The organism is Aeromonas sp. S15(2024) (assembly GCF_041402265.1).
In the GTDB taxonomy this organism is placed as follows: domain Bacteria; phylum Pseudomonadota; class Gammaproteobacteria; order Enterobacterales; family Aeromonadaceae; genus Aeromonas; species Aeromonas dhakensis.
This window is the reverse complement of sequence record NZ_JBGLQY010000002.1, coordinates 1-19,260: the sequence shown is the minus strand read 5'-3', so window position 1 is coordinate 19,260 and position 19,260 is coordinate 1. Positions and strand designations below refer to the sequence as shown.

Sequence of the window (19,260 nt, the reverse complement as noted above, 5' to 3'; positions counted from 1 at the left end):
ATTGCATCGCGGTTTGCGACAAACATAAAACAACAGCCCCGCATAAGCGGGGCTGTTTGTTAGTTGGTACAGGTCAGGGATGGCGGGTTATACGGCCAGATAGTCCATGATCCCTTCGGCGGCCTTGCGACCCTCGTAGATGGCGGTCACCACCAGATCCGAGCCGCGCACCGCGTCGCCACCGGCAAACACCTTGGGGTTGCTGGTCTGGAAGGCGTACTCGGCCTGCTCCGGCGCCTTGATGCGATCCCGGCCGTCGAGTTCGATGCCGTACTCCGCCATCCAGGGCTGGGGGTTGGGCTGGAAGCCGAACGCCATCACCACCGCATCGGCAGCCAGCACCTGCTCGGAACCTTCGATCACGACAGGATTGCGGCGGCCGTTGGCATCGGGGGCGCCAAGCTCGGTGCTCACCACCTTGATGCCGCAGGTACGGCCATGGGCGTCCAGCTCCACGCCGATGGGCTGGAGGTTGAACATAAATTCCACCCCCTCCTCCTGGGCGTTCTTCACCTCCCGCTTGGAGCCTGGCATGTTCTCGGCGTCGCGGCGGTAGGCGCAGATCACCCGATCGGCCCCTTGACGGATGGCGGTGCGCACGCAGTCCATGGCGGTGTCACCACCGCCCAGCACCACCACCTGCTTGCCGGCGAAGTCGATGTAATCGGCTTGCGCCTTCTCGAAGCCCAGCAAGCGGTTCGCGTTGGAGATGAGGTAGGGCAGGGCGTCGTAAACCCCCGGCGCCTCTTCGTTGGCAAAGCCGCCCTTCATATATTTGTAGGTGCCGACCCCGAGGAAGACCGCATCGAACTCGCCAAGCAGGTCGGCGAAGGTGACGTCACGGCCCACTTCGGTCTCGAGGCGAAACTCCACCCCCATCCCCTCGAAGATCTCGCGCCGGCGCTGCATCACTTCCTTTTCCAGCTTGAAGGAGGGGATGCCGAAGGTGAGCAGGCCGCCTATCTCCGGATACTTGTCGAACACCACCGGGGTCACGCCATTGCGTGCCAGCACGTCGGCACAGGCGAGGCCCGCGGGACCGGCGCCGATGACGGCGACCCGTTTGCCGGTCTTCACCACCTTGGAGAGATCAGGGCGCCAGCCCATCTCGAACGCCTTGTCGGTGATGTATTTTTCGATGTTGCCTATGGTGACGGCACCGAATCTGTCGTTGAGGGTGCAGGCACCCTCGCACAGACGATCCTGCGGGCAGACGCGGCCGCACACCTCCGGCAGGCTGTTGGTCTGGTGGGAGAGTTCCACCGCCTCCAGGATGCGCCCCTCGTTGGCCAGTTTCAGCCAGTTGGGGATGTAGTTGTGCACCGGGCACTTCCACTCGCAATAGGGGTTGCCGCAGTCGAGGCAGCGATCCGCCTGCATGCCGACCTGGGCTTGGTTGAAGGACTCGTAGATCTCCACAAACTGGATCTTGCGGATCTTGAGCGGCTTCTTGGGCGGGTCGACCCGCTGGACGTCGATAAACTGGAATACGTTCTGGCTCATAGGGTTCCCTCCTTATTGCGCCTGGATTCTGAGTTCTGCACTGGAACGGCTGGTGTGGCCCAACAGGGACTTGACGTCGCTGGACTTGGGTTTGATCAGCCTGAACTTGGGCACATAGGAGTCGAAATTGGCCAGGATCTCCTCGGCGCGCGAGCTGCCGGTTTCGTTGAGGTGCGCCGTGATGATGCCGCGCAGGTGCTCCTGGTGGATGGCGAGATCCGCCACCTCCAGCAGCTCGACCAGCTCGGGGTTGGTGCGCTTTGCGAAGCTGCCGCACTCGTCGAGCACGTAGGCGAAGCCCCCTGTCATGCCCGCCGCGAAGTTGACGCCGGTCTCGCCGAGCACAGTGACGATACCGCCTGTCATGTATTCACAGCCGTTGTCGCCAATCCCCTCGACCACCGCGAGCGCCCCTGAGTTGCGCACCGCGAAGCGCTCGCCGGCGGTGCCGGCCGCATAGAGCTTGCCGCCAGTGGCGCCGTAGAGGCAGGTGTTGCCGATGATGGCCGCCTCGTGGGACTTGAACGCCACGCCGACGTGGGGCTTGATCACCAGCTTGCCGCCGGTCATCCCCTTGCCCACGTAGTCGTTGGCATCCCCGGTGAGGATCATCTCAAGACCGCCTGCGTTCCAGACGCCGAAGCTCTGGCCTGCGGTGCCGTTGAAGTGAACCCGAACCGGATCCGCAGCCATCCCCTGGTTGCCATGGCGCTTGACGATCTCGCCGGAGAGGCGCGCACCCACGGAGCGATCGGTGTTGCGGATGTCGTAGCGGAACTCGCCGCCACTCATGTTCTCGACGGCCTCCAGAAGGTCTTCCACCATCTTGAGGTTCAGCGGCCCCTTGTCGAAGGTGGGGTTGTGCTGCTGGCTGAACAGGCTGGAGCCTTCCGGTGCTACCGGGCGGGCCAGGACGCCGGACAAGTCCAGCTTGGCCTGACGGGCGGTGAGGCCGGGCAGGGCTGCCAGCAGGTCGGTGCGACCGATGAGGTCGGTCAGCTTGGTGACACCGAGTTCGGCCATCAGCTCGCGGGTCTCCTCGGCGATGAACTTGAAGTAGTTCATCACCATCTCCGGCAGACCGGTGAAGTGCTCGCGGCGCAGCTTCTCATCCTGGGTGGCGACGCCGGTGGCGCAGTTGTTCAGATGGCAGATGCGCAGGTATTTGCAGCCGAGCGCCACCATGGGGCCGGTACCGAAGCCGAAGCTCTCGGCGCCGAGGATGGCCGCCTTGATGATGTCCAGACCCGTTTTGAGACCGCCATCCACCTGCAGGCGCACCTTGTGGCGCAGGCCGTTGGCGACCAGGGCCTGCTGGGTTTCGGCCAGGCCCAGCTCCCAGGGGGAACCGGCGTATTTGACCGAGGTAAGCGGGCTTGCACCTGTGCCTCCGTCGTAGCCGGAGACGGTGATGAAGTCCGCATAGGCCTTGGCCACGCCGCAGGCGATGGTGCCGACGCCGGGCTCGGAGACCAGCTTGACCGACACCAGGCAGTTCGGGTTGATCTGCTTGATGTCGAAGATGAGCTGGGCCAGATCCTCGATGGAGTAGATGTCGTGGTGTGGCGGCGGGGAGATCAGGGTCACGCCGGGCACGGAGTAACGCAGCTTGGCGATCTGGGCCGTCACCTTGTCACCGGGCAGCTGGCCACCCTCGCCGGGCTTGGCGCCCTGGGCGACCTTGATCTGCACCACGTCCGCGTTCATCAGGTAGTGGGGGGTGACGCCGAAGCGACCCGATGCCACCTGCTTGATGCGGGAGTTTTTCTCGGTGCCGAAGCGCTTGGGATCTTCGCCACCTTCGCCGGAGTTGCTCTGACCGCCGAGGCGGTTCATGGCGATGGCCAGGGCCTCGTGGGCTTCCGGCCCCAGGGCGCCGATGGACATGGCGGCGGAGTCGAAGCGGGGGAACAGCCTGGCCGCAGGCTCGACCTGATCCAGCGCCACCGGTGTGGTCTCTTTCTTGAGCACCAGCAGATCGCGCAGGGTGGCGACCGGGCGCTCGTTCACCAGGCGCGCGTACTCCTTGTAGTCGGCATAGTTGCCGGAGCGCACCGCCACTTGCAGGGTCTGCACCACGTCCGGGTTGTAGGTGTGGTACTCGCCGCCGTGGACGAATTTGAGCAGGCCGCCCTGGGTGAGGGCCTTGCGGGCCAGCCAGGCCTGGCGGGCCAGGTTGAACTGATCCTGCTGGATGTCGACAAAATCGGCACCCTGGATGCGGCTCGATACGCCGCGAAAACACATCTCGACCACGGCTTTGGAGAGGCCCACCGCTTCGAACAGCTGGGAGCAGCGGTAGCTGGCCACCGTGCTGATGCCCATCTTGGACATCACCTTGTAGAGCCCCTTGTTGATGCCGTTGCGGTAGTTGAGCATGGCCTGGCGCAGGCTCATCTTGAGCACGCCCTCTTCTACCTGCTTGGCGAGGGTCTCGTAGGCTAGGTAGGGGTAGATGGCGGTGGCGCCAAAGCCCAGCAGCACCGAGAAGTGGTGCGGGTCGCGCACGCTGGCGGTCTCCACCAGGATGTTGGCGTCGCAGCGCAGGTTGTTGTCCACCAGGGTGCGCTGCACCGCCCCCACCGCCATGGCGGCCGGGATGGGCAGGGTGTCGGCACTGACGTCCCGATCCGAGAGCACCAGCAGCACGGTACCAGCCTTGGCGGCAGCCTTGGCTTCTTCACAGACGCGCAGGATGGCCGCTTCCAACCCCTCTTCGGGTCTGAAGTTGAGGCTGATCACCTGATGGCGATAGTGCTCCCCTTCCAGGGCCAACAGCTGGTGGAAGTCGGAGTAGAGCAGGATCGGCGACTGGAACAACACCCGGTGGGCGTGGCCGAAAGTCTCGTTGAACACGTTCTGCTCGCGACCGATACAGGTGGCCAGCGACATCACGTGGTTCTCCCGCAGCGGATCGATGGGCGGGTTGGTGACCTGGGCGAACATCTGGCGGAAGTAGTCGTACAGGGTGCGCTGGCTGGAGGAGAGCACCGCCATCGGGGTGTCATCCCCCATGGAGCCTACCGCTTCCTGGCCGTTTTCACCCAGTACCCGGATGATCTGATCCAGCTCCTCATAGGAGTAGCCGAACAGCTTCTGATAGGTTTTCAGCTGCTCGTCGGAGAACTCGCGGGCACCGGTGCTGGCGTCATCCATCTGCTCGAACGGCACCAGCCGCTTGCAGTGCTTGTCCATCCACTGCTTGTAGGTGTGGCGGCTCTTGAGGTCGTCGTCGATCTCGAAGCTGGTCCAGATCTTGCCGTTGCTGGTATCCACCACGAACAGCTCGCCCGGGCCGACCCGGCCCTTCTCCAGCACCTCGTCCGGGGTGTAGTCCCAGGTGCCCACTTCGGAGGCGAGCGTGATGAACTTGTCCTTGGTGATGACGTAACGGGCCGGACGCAGGCCGTTTCTGTCGAGCGCGCAGGTGGCGTAGCGGCCGTCGGTCATGACGATGCCGGCCGGGCCATCCCAGGGCTCCATGTGCATGGAGTTGAAGTCGTAGAAGGCGCGCAGGTCGTCATCCATGTTCGGGTGCTTCTGCCACGCAGGCGGGATCAGCAGGCGCATGGCACGGAACAGGTCCATGCCGCCGGCCAGGAAGAGATCCAGCATGTTGTCCAGGCTGGAGGAATCCGACCCTGTGGTGTTGACGAAGGGGGCGGCCTCTTGCAGATCCGGGATGAGCGGGGTGGCGAATTTGTAGCTGCGCGCCTTGGCCCACTGGCGGTTGCCGGCGATGGTGTTGATCTCGCCGTTGTGGGCGAGGTAGCGGAACGGCTGTGCCAGCGGCCAGCGCGGGCTGGTGTTGGTGGAGAAACGCTGGTGGAACACGCAGATGGCCGCCTGCATGCGGATGTCGGCGAGATCCAGATAGAAGCGCGGCAGGTCCACCGGCATGCATAGCCCTTTGTAGACGGTGACCAGGTTGGAGAGGCTGACCACATAGAAGTAGTCGTCGCTGATGCGCTTCTCGATGCGGCGGCGCACGATGTAGAGGCGGCGCTCTAGATCCTTGTCGACCCAGCCAGGCGGAGCGTTGACAAAGACCTGTTCGATGCTGGGCAGGGACGCCTTGGCGATGGAGCCGAGTACATTGGTATCGATGGGCACCTTGCGCCAGCCGACCAGACTCAGGGTCTCCTTTTCCAGCTCCTCGTCGATGATGTCGCGCGTGGCCTGGGCCAGGATGGGATCGGGGTTGAGGAACAGCATGCCGACCGCGTAGTTGCGGCCCAGGTGCCATCCCTTCTCTTCGGCGACGGCTCTAAAGAAGCTGTCGGGTTTTTGCAGCAACAGACCGCAGCCGTCGCCGGTCTTGCCATCGGCGGATATACCGCCGCGGTGCTGCATGCGAGCCAATGCTGACATCGCGAGACGGACAAGCTTGTGGCTGGCTTCACCTTCCATGTGGGCCAACAGGCCGAAGCCACAGTTATCCCTCTCCAGCTTTGGATCATATAGTGACATTGCATTTCTCCCTTGCTCGGCCTTGCATCGCGCTGTCGTCAACAGACTGCATAAATTGCGATTGGCTCTTGTGGTTCCGTCCGCCTGAGGTGGCGAATCTCCAAACTAATGGGATTTTTCGGCAAGGTCAATTGGACATCCCGGCTGTTTTCATTATTACAATGTCATAACAAAATCTCGGTGTGCGAGGATAAATGGGGTGGTAATTAGATATTGCTCTGGTGTTTTTTATTTTTGCGAGATTAAATCCTGATGCGTCGGGTTTTGTTGGTTGACTCGGTGGGTGTGGGTGTTTGTAGTAAATTTACCAATTCACTGCCGGAGTGGCTGGTTGAGATCACATTACTGATGTGAATGACTTGCATTTGCCAAATCCCCGTCTAAAGAAAAATTTTCATTATTCAATAGAATGTTAGCTAACAATTATGCAGCCATGCTGAAGGTTGGTCAGAAGGGGGATGGGTCTCGAAAGCGTCGAGAATGTCCGGTTAACTGATATTTATCCTGTTATTGATGAATATTTATATGTTTTCTGACTCTCGTATCCCTTGATCCAGCGCAGCGCCCCGTACGAGCAAGCTCGTACAATGACGCTCCTTTACTGGAGGTGTCATGCAGTTACACGAACTCGTCAATACATTCGGTCAGGATCTCAAGCAGCGCCATGGCCAGAAGATCCACAAGCTATCCATTCACGGCGCCTTCACCTGCCCCAATCGTGATGGCACTCTGGGGCGTGGTGGCTGCACCTTTTGCAATGTTTCCTCCTTTGCCGACGAATCGGCCCAGCAGCTCTCAGTGGTGCAGCAACTGCTGGCCCGTCGGGACGAAGTGACCCGCGCCAAGCGCTATCTCGCCTATTTTCAGGCCTATACCAGCACCTATGCCGAAGTGGAGTACCTGCAGCGCATGTATGAAGAGGCGCTGTCGGTGAGCGACATGGTGGGCTTGTGTGTGGGGACGCGCCCAGATTGCGTGCCGGATGCGGTGCTGGACCTGCTGGCCGGTTATCAGGCCCGGGGTTACGAGGTGTGGCTGGAGCTGGGGCTGCAGAGCGCCAACGACAAGACGCTGCAGCGCATCAACCGGGGACACGGCTATGCCGCCTATGTGGATGCGGTGACCCGGGCCCATCAGCGGGGCATCAAGGTGTGTGCCCACCTCATCGTAGGTTTGCCCGGTGAGGTGCCGATGGACAGCCTGGATACCCTGCACCGTATCGTGGATACCGGCGTGGAGGGGATCAAGCTTCACCCGCTGCATGTGGTGGAGGGCAGTACCCTCGGCAAGGCCTGGCTAGCGGGGAGGCTCGATGTCTTGAGTCTGGAGCAGTATGTCGAGGCGGCAGTCGCTATGATCCAGCACACCCCCCCCGAAGTGGTGTATCACCGCATCTCGGCTTCAGCGCGCCGGCCAACCCTGCTGGCCCCTGCCTGGTGCGAGAACCGCTGGACAGCGATGGCTGATATTGCTAGTGCGCTGGCCCGCACCGGTCCTCAGGGGCAGGCGTTGGGGCGCCCGTTTTCCCTTGTGGGCAATATTGATTAGGTCGTCAGATTTCATTAAAAAAACAGTGGGTTATTAGATGAAATTCAGTCTTTGCGGTATAGTTTCGGTAAAATTGTCTTGATATAGTACTTGGCTTGAAAAAGATATCATTATCAATAAGCTTGTATTATTTCCAATTTGGACGGGATATATCGGGCATGGCGCCACCCTGTGTCGCGATCAACAGCCTGACCTGCCGTCCCCGCTTTGGGCATAATGCCGTTCAGGTCTGTCGATGACATCCAGTGTCATGTACCTGTGCTTTTAGTGTGTATCAGGCTGTAGCTCCTTTTTTGGGGAGCGCTGTTCTTTATGTCACGGGCATGTCTACGCCAACGATGCCCGTGAGGCTTGAATATCGGTATGGCGAGACAGCCGGCCCAATCATGCAGTGACAGGATGCTATGCAAGCAGAAACTAACCGTATTGACGAGTTGTTGGAGTGCCTGGTCTTTCTGACCCGCTTTTATGGGGTACCCAACAGCAAGGACGCTCTCACCACCGGCCTGCCACTGGTGTCCGGTCTGCTGACACCCAATCTGTTCGGCCGTGCCGCCGAGCGGGGTGGCTTGTCCGCCCGGGAAGTCATCCAGTCTCTCGACGAGATCTCCCCCCTGTTGCTGCCCTGCGTGCTGCAGATGCGCAACGGCGGCGCCTGCATCCTGCTGGAGTGGAACGAAGACAGAACCCAGGGCAAGGTGATCTTTCCTCAGGCGGGGGATGCGGCCCAGTGGCTGAGTGCATCTCAACTGGGTGATGAGTATCTGGGGCGACTGTTTTTCGTCAAAAAGCAGTTCAAGTTCGATGAGCGCTCACCCAAGGTGCTGGAGACCCGCGATGGTCACTGGTTCTGGAGCACCCTGCTCGAATCCCGCGGCATCTATCGGGATGTGCTGGTCGCCTCCATCCTCATCAACCTGTTTGCCGTCGCAAGCCCTCTGTTCACCATGAACGTCTACGACAAGATAGTGCCCAATCTGGCGTTTGATTCGCTCTGGGTGCTGGCGGTCGGCGCCATGGTGGTGTTCACCTTCGACTTCGTGATGCGCCAGCTGCGCAGCTACTTTATCGACATCGCCGGCAAAAAGTCCGATGTGCTGCTGTCTGCCAAGATCTTTGCCAAGGTGATGGGGATGCGGATGGAGTCGCGTCCTGCGTCGACCGGTGCCTTTGCCAAGCATCTGCAGGAGTTTGAATCGGTGCGGGAGTTTTTCACTTCCGCGACGGTATCTACACTCATCGATCTGCCCTTTGCCATCTTCTTCCTGTTCATCATCTGGATCTTTGCTGGCGTCATGGTGGTGGTGCCCATCGTGGCCATGGTGATCCTCATCATTTACAGCTTCTATATCCAGGCGCCGCTCAAGCAGTCCATTGAAGAGGGCTCACGGCTGGCTTCCCAGAAAAACGCCAACCTTATCGAGAGCATCTCGGGCCTCGAAACCGTGAAGATCTTTGGTGCCGAGAGCATGTTCCAGCACCGCTGGGAGCAGGCCGTATCCCACATTTCGACCTGGGGCGTACAGACCCGCCGCATCACCAACTCCATGTCATCGCTGGCCAGCTACATCCAGCAGGTGGTGACGGTGGCACTGGTGATTGTCGGGGTTTACCAGATCTCGGAAGGACTGGTCACCATGGGGGGCATGATTGCCGCCGTCATGCTGTCGAGCCGCGCCATCGCGCCCATGGTACAGCTGTCGGTTCTCTCGACCCGCTACAACCAGGCCAAGTCCGCATTGGAAATCCTGGAGAAGATCATGATCACGCCGGGCGAGCAGGAGGAGGGCAAGCAGTACATCCACCATCCTGTGATCTCCGGTCGGATCGAGTTTGACAAGGTGTCGTTCAAGTATCCCGGGATGGAAACCAGCACCCTGCACAATATCAACCTGCGCATCGAGCCGGGTGAGAAGGTGGCCATCATTGGCCGGATCGGGGCGGGCAAGACGACGCTCGAGAAGATTTTGATGGGCCTCTATCGGCCCACCGACGGCTCGGTACGGCTCGATGGTTTTGAACTCGATCAGCTGCCGGCCTCGGTGATCCGCCGCAATATAGGCTGTGTGCCACAGGATGTGACCCTGTTTTTTGGCTCGGTACGCGACAACATCATGCTGGGCAATCCGCTGGTGGATGATGTGCGAGTCATGCGGGCTGCCAAGCGGGCCGGTGTGACCAACTTCACCAACCGGGATCCCAATGGGCTGGATAGACAGATAGGGGAAGGGGGGCGTCAGCTCTCCGGTGGCCAGCGTCAGGCCATCTTGCTGGCCCGGGCCTTGCTCAATGATCCCCCCATACTGGTGATGGACGAACCGACCTCCAACATGGATAACCAGTCGGAGATGCAGGTCAAGCATGAGCTGGCCAGACTTGGGCCGGAAACGACCCTGATCGTCATCACCCACAAAACCACCATGCTTGACGTAGCCTCACGGGTCATCGTGATCGAGCAGGGCCAGGTGGTGGCCGATGGTCCGAAGGAAATGGTGTTGCAACAGCTGAAAGAGGGCAAGGTGCGCGTACAGGAGGCCTCCAATGGCTAAGTTTGGCCTGTTTAAGAAGGCGCCTTCCGATACTGTGTTGCCGGCTCCGGAACACCTTGAGTTTGTGGATGACGGGGCGGCTGCCGTCCTGCTGAGTACCCCGACGCGGGCACGTGCCCTGCTGTGGGCCTGCTTCCTGTTTTTCATGAGTGCCATCATCTGGGCGGCCTGGGCCGAGCTGGATGAGGTGACCGTCGGCCAGGGCAAGGTGATCCCGTCACGTCAACTGCAGGTGATCCAGAACCTGGAGGGGGGGATCGTCAAGGAGATCTTCGTGAAGGAAGGGGATATCGTCGAGAAAGGGCAGCCACTGCTGCGCATCGATGATACCCGTTTCCGTTCCGACTTTCGGGAGCGGGAGCAGGAGCTGGTGACCCTCAAGGGGGACATCGCCAGACTGCGGGCGGAGATCCAGAGCGTGGTGGTCAAGACTGGCCCCAATCTGGGTTGGCGTGAACAGGTGGTGGTTGAAAAGCAGCCTATCGTTTTTCCGGACGGTTATGAGAACGTGTTTGCCGAATATGCGACACGGGAAAAATCGGTGCAGAATGAGCGCCTCAACAACCTGAGCAACCAGCTCTATATTCTGGGTCAGCAGATCGAGCAGAAAGAGCAGGAGACCATAGAGCTCAATGCCAAGATAAGGACGGTGGCACGCAGTGTGGATCTGGCGCGCCAGGAGCTCAATATCAGCCGTCCCCTGGCCAAAGAGGGGATCGTGCCCCAGGTTGAGTTGATCAAGCTGGAACGCCAGGTCAACGAGATGCAGGGGGAGCTTGAGAGCAATAGGCTGCTGATCCCCAAGCTTGACTCCGTATTGCGGGAAACAATTTCCAAGCGCAACGATATTGCGCTGAAGTTTCGGGCCGATTCGCAAACCGAACTCAACGAGCGGCAGGGCAAACTGAGCCAGTTGTCCGAGGGGCAGGTGGGATTGCGTGACCGGGTGGATCGCACCAGCGTCATCGCCCCGCTCAAAGGCACTATCAAGAAGCTCAAGATCAATACCCTGGGTGGCGTCGTCCAGCCCGGCATGGATCTGATGGAGATAGTACCGCTGGAAGACACCCTGCTGGTCGAAGCCAAGGTGTCGCCGAAAGATATCGCATTCCTGCGACCGGGGCTGGAAGCCGTGGTCAAGATCACTGCCTATGACTTCACCATTTATGGTGGATTGCATGGCAAGGTTGAGCAGATAAGTGCCGACTCAATTCAGGATGAAGATGGCAATTCCTTCTACCTGGTTCGGGTACGCACCGAGAAGAGTTACTTGGGCGATGAGCTTAACGCACTTCCCATCATCCCCGGTATGTTAGCCAGTACAGATATTATTACTGGTAAAAAAAGTGTCCTAGACTATTTGCTTAAGCCGATATTACGGGCAAAGCAGTCGGCACTGAGAGAACGATAAGCCAACAATCTAAAAACAACATGACTGGAGATACCATGAAGAAGACGATTGTTGCCATGTTAGTAAGTGGCGCCGTGCTGTTCCCGGGCCTAAGCCAGGCACAAACACTGGAGGAGTCAGTGGCACAGTCATTGGCTACCCATCCCAAAATCAAGGAAGCTTTTGATCTCTATCAGGCGCGACTGTATCAGCATGACGGGGCCAAAGGGGGTTACTACCCCACCATCGATCTGCGTGGCGGTGTCGGCTACGAGAAGACTGACAGCCCGACCACCCGTGCGGCCGGCGCAAACTCGACCACCATCGATGACTCCATGACCCGTAAAGAAGCCGGCATCAGCCTGCGCCAGATGTTGTTCGACGGCTTCAACGTCAGCAGCAACGTGGCGCGTACCGATGCCGAAGCCAATGCCCAGCGCCTGGCCATGATCTCCGAGGCGGAGAACACGGCACTGCGGGTGGCCGAGGTCTACCTCAACATGTTGCGCCAGCAGGAGATCCTAGAACTGTCCAAGCAGAACCTGGAAACCCACGAGCAGATCCGCAGCGACATCAGCAAACGGACCGATTCGGGGTTGGGGTCGACTGCTGACCAGACTCAGATCGATGGTCGGGTAGCCAGAGCCTACGCTAACCAGGCTGCCGCCGAGAACAACTATCGCGATGCCGAAAGTGAGTTCATCCGGGTGGTCAACGAGATGCCAAAAGATTTGGTACAGCCGGTTCCGGATGCTCAGCTCATTCCTAGCAGCTTGGATGCTGCACTGAAGACGGCAACCGAAGTTCACCCGACGCTGCTCTCCTCCCTGCAGGATATCGAAGCCGCCAAGTACCAGCATGAAGGTTCCAAATCTGGTTTTTATCCCAACGTCACCTTTGAAGTGGATCAAAACTGGAATGAGGATATCGATGCCGTCAAGGGGCGCAACGATGACCTGACCGCCATGGTACGGATGCGCTACAACTTGTTCCGCGGTGGTTCCGATCTGGCCCAGAGCAAGGCCACTTCCGCACTCTATTCCCAGGCCAAGGACATTCACATGAATGCCTTCCGTCAGGTAGAGGAAGGAACCCGCCTGGCCTGGAACGCAAAAGAGTCTTTGGCTAAACAGAAGACCTTCCTGAAAGAACACGTGGATGCAAGCTATGACACTGTGCAGGCGTACAAGAAGCAGTTTGGTCTCGGTCAACGTACCTTGTTGGACGTATTGAACACCGAAAACGAACTGTTTGAAGCGCGCCGCAGCTACATTACAGCCGAGTATGACTCCCTGTTTGCGGATTATCGGATCCTCAATGCCACTGGCAGCCTGCTCAACGCATTCAATGTGAAGCAGCCGGCCGATTGGCAAGCCAAACAGTAATGGAGTGCGCATCAGGTTTGATGCGAGTGAAAGGGATGGTTGCAGCCGGGCTGCCGCCATCCCTTGTCTCTGACGGCCATCTCTGGCCAATGCAGTGAGTACCATTGGATCTGTCGAAGATGCATGTGACCGGATGGGATAGAGCAAGCAGTATCGGCATGGCGTCAGCCTCCGGTTTGACCCAGCTGCTGCGCGCTCGCTGGTTACGCTGGTCACTTTGGCTGCTGCTGATATCTCTGCCGCTACTGCTCTCCGCCAGCCAGCCTCTTACCCCTGAAGATCTCAAACTGGTACAACGGGCTCAGGAGACCTACGGTGTCAGAGCCGGCAAACGGGTCACCACCTGGCGCACACTGGTAATGCAAAATCGCGCTGCCGGCCTGACCGACCGTCAGAAACTGGAGAAGGTTAACCAGTTTTTCAACCAGATGCGGTTTATCGACGACATCAAGTTGTGGCGAAAAAAAGACTACTGGGCAACCCCGCTGGAGTTTTTGGGAGCGGCTGGTGGCGATTGTGAAGACTTCAGCATTTCAAAATACTTTACCCTGCTGGAGCTGGGTGTTCCGGATGAAAAGATGCGGATGGTCTATGTCAAGGCATTGGATTACAACCAGTTTCATATGGTCGTCGCTTACTATGAAACACCGTCTGCGGTGCCCGTCATTTTGGATAATTTGATAGGGTCGATCCGGCCTGCCAGTCAACGTAGGGATCTGGTGCCGATATACAGCTTTAACGGTAGTCACTTGTGGTTGATGAAGGCGCGTGGTCAAGGGGAACTGGCTGGACAGTCCTCACGCCTGGGATTATGGAATGATTTACGCAATCGCATGACGTCGGGGCGATTGGCTCAGCCTGTGTTGAATTTGGATGATTAACCTATGACGCTCTACAGACAATTATTGGCAACCATGTTGATCCTGTTCGGGTTGTTGTTTGCAGCTACCTATTGGGTGCAATTCAACTCGACTCGTACCTATCTGGCCCAACAGCAGGAAACCACCGTCATCAATACAGCCACATCTCTGGGGCTGGCTCTGACCCCTTATTTGGAAAATGGTGACAAGGTGGGGGCTGAGTCCGTCATTCAGGCGATATTTGACGGGGGATATTATCGTCTGGTCCGTCTGGACTTGCTGGCTTCCAAGGATGTCATCGAGCAGGAAAATACCAATAATATTCAAGGTGTTCCCCAATGGTTCATCAATCTTGGGTTGTTTCCCGAGGTATCCAATGAGTCGATCCTGACGTCGGGCTGGCTGCAACTGGGTAAATTGAAGGTCGTTGGTCATCCCGGCCAGGCCTATTACGAGTTGTGGCGTGGAATGAGTGAGCTTGCCAGCTGGTTCCTGATAGGTTTTCTGATCACCACCATCTTGCTCATGCGGGCACTCAACTACCTGCTCAAGCCGCTCAAGCAGATTTGTGAGCAGGCCGTCGAGATAGAGCTGCATCACTTTGGTCATGCCATTCCCGAACCCAAGACCCATGAATTGAAACAGGTGGTTCAGGCCATCAATACCCTCTCCAGCAAGTTAGCCGTGCAATTCAAAGAGCAGGCCGACGAGGCTGAAAAACTGCGGGAGCGGGTCTACGTCGACGCCGTTTCCGGCTTGGGCAACCGGGCTTATTTCGTGGGTCAGGTCAACGCCTGGATTGCAGAGGCTGGTCAAGGGGGGGTCATGCTGGTTGCCGTCGACATGCTGGACGAGCTGTACCGCGAAGAGGGATTTGCTGCGCGTGACAACATGGTCAAATCGATAGCCCAGGCTTTGAAAGAACAATTGAAAGGGTGGGATGGCTCTGCTGTGGCGCGGATCTCGGCAACGGAATATGCCCTGTTGTGCCCGACTGATGACCTTTCCCAATTGAAGGATTTGGCTGAAGTGATTAACAGTCGCATCGCCGATCTGGTGGTAAATCCCATGGGTGAGGGGGGCGCCTTGTCCGTCATTGGTATTGCTGGCCGAGATGGCAACGATGATTTGTCGGCACTGCTGACCAAGGCTGACAATGCGCTGGGCAGGGCCCGCAATGAACGTCGTGGTGCCGTGGTCATGGAAGGGGGCACAGATCAGGGGTTGATGGGACGCTTGGCTTGGCGTGATCTGGTTCAGGATGCGATTGCACGGCATTTGTGGCGTTTCAAGGCGCAGCCAGCCTGCCGGTTTGATAATGGTCTGCGTATGCATGCAGAACTGTTTGCCTCCATCTCTCGCGATGGTACCGATTATTTCGCAGGCCAGTTCCTGCCTGCCATCGAGCAGTTCAAGCTGGGTGGTGAGTTTGACCAGGCAATACTGGATGCGTCAGTTCCATTACTACAGCAGCAACCTGATCTGGTCCTGGCGGTCAATATTACGGCTGGTTCGCTGTGTTCAGATGAATTCCGTACTTGGCTGACCGGCTATCTGAGCGACAATGCCGGATTGAAAGAACGCTTGCTGTTCGAGATCCCTGAAGCCGCCATCATGAAGCACAAGGAGCATGTGACCGCTCTGGTTAATGTTCTGCAAGAGCATGACTTTCAGTGGGGGGTGGATCACTATGGACGCCACTTCCAGTCACTGGGGTATCTGGAGGAGCTTGCGCCTTCCTATGTCAAGGTTGACCACGGCTATACCAGCCAGGTTATGGAGCCTGGGGCTGATACTTCCTTCCTGGCTGCGGTATGTCGTGCCGCCCACAATGCCGGCGTTACAACCATTGCGACCAGAGTGGAAGATCAACACCAGGTCGAGTTGCTTTCAAAGCTTCATATCGATGGTTACCAGGGCTTTGTACACCCGGCATTTCCGTTGCCGTGAGCATGACCAAGTATTTCAGGGGCCCACAAGGGCCCCTTTTTTATTCGAAAAATTAATAAGCATGCTTATTCTCAGTTTAATTAGACTAGATGGCTTCATTTGGTGTCGCACAACTGATTGATTTGATGATATAAAAAAGAACATTCGATTTCGTACATTTCCCCTCCCCAGTTTTGACACGAATCCCATACATTTTTGCAACGGATGCAAGAAGCACGGACATCTATGGTGTAGACATCGAGATCCGTCACGTTGGAGCAATGGACATGCGTACCCAAATCATCGACAAAACCGTTGTGGTTTCTGCAGTTGAAGGCAATGTGCAAATCGTGCTGGCTGATGGAAGCAGCCGCCCTCTGCAAAAAGGAGAGATCCTGCAACCCGGGGCAAAGCTCAACATTGCAGATGATGCCAAATTGTTATTGGCGCCCTACGATGATTCACCGGCGGCTGCCACACCGGATACTCCAGCCCATGATGCGCCTGCTACCGGCCAGCCACCGGCTCCGGATGCCGGAAATGCGGCCTCTCCTGATATAGCCGCCTTGCAAAAGTCGATTTTGCAAGGGGTTGACCCGACGCAAAACTTTGAAGCGTCAGCTGCGGGTGGTGCTCCGGCTGCAGGTGGTGGCGGTGGGATCGGTGGGGTTGCTGGAGCCAGCGGTAACGGTGGTTTTGTAACCATCGACAGGATTGGCGATGCCACTATCGCCGCCGCCGGGTTTGACACTACCTACCAAGCTGAGCCGGTGGTGGATACCCAGCAGATAGCAGAGCCCTTGCTGGTCAATGAGCTGACGGATCAGGGAGAGCAACTGACCGTTGCTGAAGACGGAGCTCTGAGTGGTAATCTGCTGGATAACACGGTGAATACCGATGGGCCGCAGGCTGCGTCAGTACTGATCTTCACTTGGGGGGACAATGCCAATATAGCTGCCGGTACCAGCGTGACCATCGATGGGGTTGGCACACTCATCGTCAATACGGATGGCAGCTTCACATTCACACCGGCCCCCAACTACGATGGCGCCGTTCCACCAGTGATATATACCGTGACTGATGGCACCGACACGGTGCAATCCACCTTGGAGTTGACGATCACCCCCATCAATGATCTCGCCGATGAGGGAGAGAGTGTGGTGGTGACGGAAGATGTAGCCGTATCGGGCAATCTGCTTGCCAACACCATCGACAATGATGGTCCGCAGGCGGTTTCCGTGTCTGGATTTAGCTGGGGTGGGGTTGCCAATGCCACCTTGGGTACACCTGTCAGCCTGGCAGGGATCGGTACTCTGTTGATCAATGCGGATGGTAGCTATCAGTTCACGCCGGCTCCCAACTACGATGGTGCCGTTCCACCAGTGATATATACCGTGACTGATGGCATCGACACGGTGCAATCCACCTTGGAGTTGACGATCACCCCCATCAATGATCTCGCCGATGAGGGAGAGAGTGTGGTGGTGACGGAAGATGTAGCCGTGTCGGGCAATCTGCTTGCCAACACCATCGACAATGATGGTCCGCAGGCGGCTTCCGTGTCTGGATTTAGCTGGGGTGGGGTTGCCAATGCCACCTTGGGTACACCTGTCAACCTGGCAGGGATCGGCACTCTGCTGATCAATGCGGATGGTAGCTATCAGTTCACGCCGGCTCCCAATTATGATGGCCCCGTTCCCGTCGTCAGCTACACCGTCACCGATGGTGTAGATACCGTCCAATCCACTTTGACCATCGCCATCACGCCGGCTGATGAACCAGCAGAACTGGCTGGTTTGCAGGTGGAAGGGGGAGAGCTGACGCTCAATGAAGCCTCTTTGGCAGATGGCAGTAATCCCAATGCAGCAGCCTTGACCCAGAGCGGTATTTTTACCTTCAGTGCAGCCGATGGAGCCCAGAGCTTGACCCTGGGTAGTGTTGCATTGATCACCAATGGACAAACCATCACTTCGTTCCCGCAAACCATCGTCAGCCCGTTGGGCAATCAGTTGACAGTTACCAGCATCAATTACAACCCTGTAACTGGAACGGGGAGCGTGAGTTACAGCTATACGCTGAACGACAACGAGACACACACTCAACCAGCTAACGATGCATCACTGGTGGAGAGTTTCAATGTTGTGCTGGTCGATTCGGATGGTGACACGGCCAATGGCAGTCTGGATGTCGTTATTCTGGATGATGTTCCCAGTGTCACCCTGACTTCCAATACGGAAGGGCTGGGGATTGTCTCTGTGGACGAAAGCCTGGTCAGCCTGGGCGGGGTGGGCGGCGACGGGGTGGCCAGTGCCAGCCTGAGCGCGGCCGACGTGCAGGCCCAGTTCAACCCGGCCTTCGGGGCCGACGGGGCAGGCAGCATCGGCTACAGCCTGGCGCTGAGCGGCAGCAACGTGGCAAGCGGCCTCTATGCGGTGGATCCGCTGGCTGCCAACGGCCAGGGGGCGGCGATCCTGCTCAATCAGGTGGGCAACGTCATCACCGGCAGCGCGGGCGGGGTGGATTACTTCACCCTGACCATCAACCCGACCAGCGGGGAAGTGACCCTGGCCCTGCTGGACAACGTCTGGCATGGCGACACCAGCAATGCAGATGACAGCGTGGCGCTGACCGTGGGGCAGGGCGTACTGACCCTGGTGCAGACCATGACCGACGCCGATGGCGATCGCGCCAGTGCGGCGGTGGATCTGGGCGCCAACAGCGTGTTCCGCTTCGAGGATGACGGCCCGCGGGCTGGCCTGGCAGAAGAAGCGCCGAGCCTGGGGGCGACCGTGGACGAGAGCCTGGTCAGCCTGGGCGGGGTGGGCGGTGACGGGGTGGCCAGTGCCAGCCTGAGCGCGGCCGACGTGCAGGCCCAGTTCAACCCGGCCTTCGGGGCCGACGGGGCGGGCATCATCGGCTACAGCCTGGCGCTGAGCGGCAGCGACGTGGCAAGCGGCCTCTATGCGGTGGATCCGCTGGCTGCCAACGGCCAGGGGGCGGCGATCCTGCTCAATCAGGTGGGCAACGTCATCACCGGCAGCGCCGGCGGGGTGGATTACTTCACCCTGACCATCAACCCGACCAGCGGGGAAGTGACCCTGGCCCTGCTGGACAACGTCTGGCATGGCGACACCAGCAATGCAGATGACAGCGTGGCGCTGACCGTGGGGCAGGGCGTGCTGACCCTGGTGCAGACCGTGACCGACGCCGATGGCGATCGCGCCAGTGCGGCGGTGGATCTGGGCGCCAACAGCGTGTTCCGCTTCGAGGATGACGGCCCGCGAGCTGGCCTCGCAGAAGACGCGCCGAGCCTGGGGGCGACCGTGGACGAGAGCCTGGTCAGCCTGGGCGGGGTGGGCGGTGACGGGGTGGCCAGTGCCAGCCTGAGCGCGGCCGACGTGCAGGCCCAGTTCAACCCGGCCTTCGGGGCCGACGGGGCAGGCAGCATCGGCTACAGCCTGGCGCTGAGCGGCAGCAACGTGGCAAGCGGCCTCTATGCGGTGGATCCGCTGGCTGCCAACGGCCAGGGGGCGGCGATCCTGCTCAATCAGGTGGGCAACGTCATCACCGGCAGCGCGGGCGGGGTGGATTACTTCACCCTGACCATCAACCCGACCAGCGGGGAA

At 58.8% G+C, this 19,260-nt stretch carries 9 protein-coding genes; 7 read left to right on the top strand and 2 right to left on the bottom strand.

The window, feature by feature from the left end; genetic code table 11:
- Window positions 1-87 precede the first annotated feature (87 nt).
- Window positions 88-1,503: an FAD-dependent oxidoreductase gene (locus ACB033_RS04130; protein WP_019840289.1), complete on the bottom strand. Its 1,416-nt coding sequence runs from the start codon at window positions 1,501-1,503 to the stop codon at window positions 88-90.
- A 12-nt stretch (window positions 1,504-1,515) separates the two neighbouring features.
- Complete coding sequence (gene gltB / locus ACB033_RS04125; protein WP_139726024.1) at window positions 1,516-5,973, bottom strand: glutamate synthase large subunit; 4,458 nt, start codon at window positions 5,971-5,973, stop codon at window positions 1,516-1,518.
- 612 nt (window positions 5,974-6,585) lie between these two features.
- On the opposite strand from gltB, the gene ACB033_RS04120 reads away from it, so the two are divergent.
- From ACB033_RS04120 to ACB033_RS04090, 7 genes are all read left to right on the top strand, one after another.
- Complete coding sequence (locus ACB033_RS04120) at window positions 6,586-7,521, top strand: TIGR01212 family radical SAM protein (protein ID WP_139726023.1); 936 nt, start codon at window positions 6,586-6,588, stop codon at window positions 7,519-7,521.
- A gap of 404 nt (window positions 7,522-7,925) precedes the next feature.
- A complete protein-coding gene (locus ACB033_RS04115; protein WP_010633572.1) occupies window positions 7,926-10,070 on the top strand; it encodes a type I secretion system permease/ATPase in 2,145 nt (714 codons plus the stop codon).
- Window positions 10,063-11,481, top strand: coding sequence for an HlyD family type I secretion periplasmic adaptor subunit (locus ACB033_RS04110; RefSeq protein WP_005302548.1), 1,419 nt, complete (start codon window positions 10,063-10,065; stop codon window positions 11,479-11,481). The genes ACB033_RS04115 and ACB033_RS04110 overlap by 8 nt, the downstream gene beginning before the upstream one ends.
- Window positions 11,482-11,516: 35 nt before the next feature.
- The gene (locus ACB033_RS04105; protein WP_017766672.1) at window positions 11,517-12,845 is read left to right on the top strand and encodes a TolC family outer membrane protein; all 1,329 of its coding nucleotides are present in this window, start codon (window positions 11,517-11,519) and stop codon (window positions 12,843-12,845) included.
- A gap of 158 nt (window positions 12,846-13,003) precedes the next feature.
- Window positions 13,004-13,726 (top strand): transglutaminase-like cysteine peptidase, encoded by a 723-nt coding sequence (locus tag ACB033_RS04100; protein WP_139432598.1) that lies wholly within the window; start codon window positions 13,004-13,006, stop codon window positions 13,724-13,726.
- Between the two features lie 3 nt (window positions 13,727-13,729).
- Complete coding sequence (locus ACB033_RS04095; RefSeq protein ID WP_017766670.1) at window positions 13,730-15,655, top strand: LapD/MoxY N-terminal periplasmic domain-containing protein; 1,926 nt, start codon at window positions 13,730-13,732, stop codon at window positions 15,653-15,655.
- Between the two features lie 260 nt (window positions 15,656-15,915).
- Window positions 15,916-19,260 (top strand): retention module-containing protein (locus tag ACB033_RS04090; RefSeq protein ID WP_371140352.1); only part of this gene is annotated, 3,345 nt, incomplete at its 3' end.